Here is a 2464-nt window from a genome sequence, read left to right as displayed (position 1 = left end):
TCATTCTTTCCTTCTCCTGCTTGATATGGATAAACCACATTAAATGTAATCTGCGGTTCTTTCACCCGCATTCCTGCAAGTAACTCCACTAATTTGGTATCTTTTACACGACCATCTAATCTCTTTTGAAAAGATGGATTCTTAATTAGTCCTTCGGCCATAAATAATTTCTTAACATTAACCTGCTCTAGTAATGGTCCTAAATCACCAACGTGATCGGCATCTTGATGCGAAACAAAGACTCCGTCAATTGTATTAATTCCCTGACTTTTCAAAAATGGAATAGTAATTCGATCAATCTGAGGTGTCTGCTTTTTGCCACTAAAGTTTAGTTTTCCACCAGTATCAATTAAATATACCTTGCGAGGAAATGGCGTAGTCACTAGAATACTATCTCCTTGGCCCACATCAATGAAGGTTACTTGCCCTCGCAAAGGAAAATGAATCATGCTGAAGAAAATTACATACAAGCTCAACAAGCCCACCATAATTTTCTTACTATTAAAGCGCCAGTTAACTTTTTCTCTTAAAGAAACAATTAAAATAATCGTTACTATTAATAGCAACAGACACTGCCACCAATTAATTTGCCCAAAAGTTAGTAGTCCCAACTTAGTAGCAGATAATTGCCCAATGATTTTCTCACCTAATTCAAGCACTTTTTCTAATACCGGAGCAAAATCTTTAGTCAGACCAAACGTCACAATATTGAAAAAAGCAATTGGTAAAACTATCCAATTGAAATATGGCACTACTAACATATTAAAAATTACAGTTAAAAAATTGACCTGATAAAAGAAAAGCAATAGTAATGGCGTTAATAAAATATTTAACAAAATTGCTTGTTTAAAACTGCCAAACTTATCAGTTAACTGTAAACCCAATGCCAAAATATAGCTCAATAAGGCTCCAGTTGCCAGAAATAAACGCGGTACTACTAAAAGATGTAAAATGCAGGTCAATCCCAGCAGATCTATCGACGCAACATGATATTTCTTAAACTTACAAATTTTGCCTAAAAAGTAGGTTAAACTCGCTCTTACAAAGCCGGCTTGACCATTGCTTAGAAAAATACCTAGCAATAAAACCAATGTACAGCAGACAAAAGTTTCTTCATCTGTCAGTTTCAAGTTAAAACAAAATACGCTAATTAATAAGACATAGATTCCAACATGTAAGCCTGAAATGCTTAACAAGTGAATAACACCCAAATCTCGATAATTATTTAGTATTTCTTGATTTTCTTGAGCATTATTTTCACCCAAGATTAATTCACTAGCGAAAAAGCCTAACAACTGTGGCATCTTGGCAAAATAGTTCTGCAATTCAAAACGTAATTGATGCAATTGATCCCCAAAATCAGTAATCGGTAATAGCTTCATTTGACAACTACTGTATTTCAATTTTTGGTAAATTTGTTTTGCCTGATAATAATTCTGAAAATTAAACTCACCAATATTAGTTGCTGGCTCAATTGAATTGCATTCCCCATTAATTTCTGTCACTAAAACAGGGTTCCCATGCTTAAGCAGTTCTTTTTGAGCATCTGTTACCTTGCCACTAATTAAAATTTTACCTTGAGCAAAATTACCCACACCTGTTAAGTAGTCGTCTTTAATTCTTACCTGATCAGGGTAAATTCTTAATTGGCTCTGCTGGGTTAAAACAAAATTGGTTTTTGGTTTACTTAAAAAAATCAGTAATAGAAATGCTCCAACTATTAGACTAACTATTTTTAAACTAACTCGATATTTTTGTACTAACAGTAGCAAAAAGTAACCCAGAAAAAATAAAGCTACTATTTTTTGCACCATTGTTGTACAAGAAAAAGCCAAAAAAGAGATTGTAATTAGCAACAAAGCGGTTATTAAGTAAAAGCCAACTTCATTTTTAAACAGCCAATTGATCTTTAAGGCTCGCAAAAGTTTTTTCTCCTATTCCTGATACCTGCATTAAATCTTCTATCTTTTTAAAAGAACCATTTTGTTCACGATAAGCAATAATCTGTTCTGCCTTTTTTTGACCAATTCCAGTTAACTTTTGTAGTTCCGCTACATTAGCAGTATTTAAGTTGATCTTAGTGCCATCCCCTTGATTACTTGGGCTACTGCTACTAGTACTCCCACTATTTTGACTGTTATCAGCTGATCCTGCAGTTGCCACATTTTCAACCTTTTCACCCTTGTAAGGAATATGAATTTTATCTTGATCCTTAAGCAAAGTAGCGCGGTTAATAGCTTTTAATTGTGCTCTAGCAGTAGTACCTCCAGCCGCCTCAATTAACTCCTGCAGACGAGCACCATTTTTCAATGTATATACTCCCTGATGCTTCACCGCACCGGAAATATCACAAGTTACAGTCTTAGAAACGGTTGTTGAACTACTGCTAGTCACTGCATTAGTATTAGTGGTTGCACCTGAACTACTAATGCTAGACTGCATAACTTGATCCTGCACTGCAGCA

The 2464-nt window shown here is 34.8% G+C and carries 2 protein-coding genes; both read right to left on the bottom strand.

Annotated features, from left to right (window positions below; translation table 11 throughout):
- The coding region (locus CP367_RS10430; protein ID WP_098043568.1) for a ComEC/Rec2 family competence protein at positions 1 to 1922 on the bottom strand (1922 nt) is incomplete at its 3' end.
- The coding region (locus CP367_RS10425; RefSeq protein ID WP_098043567.1) for a helix-hairpin-helix domain-containing protein at positions 1891 to 2464 on the bottom strand (574 nt) is incomplete at its 5' end. The genes CP367_RS10430 and CP367_RS10425, both read right to left, overlap by 32 nt.

It is taken from the genome of Lactobacillus sp. UMNPBX16 (assembly GCF_002553775.1).
Classification (GTDB): Bacteria; Bacillota; Bacilli; order Lactobacillales; family Lactobacillaceae; genus Lactobacillus; species Lactobacillus crispatus.
This window is presented reverse-complemented; position numbering and strand designations above follow the sequence as displayed.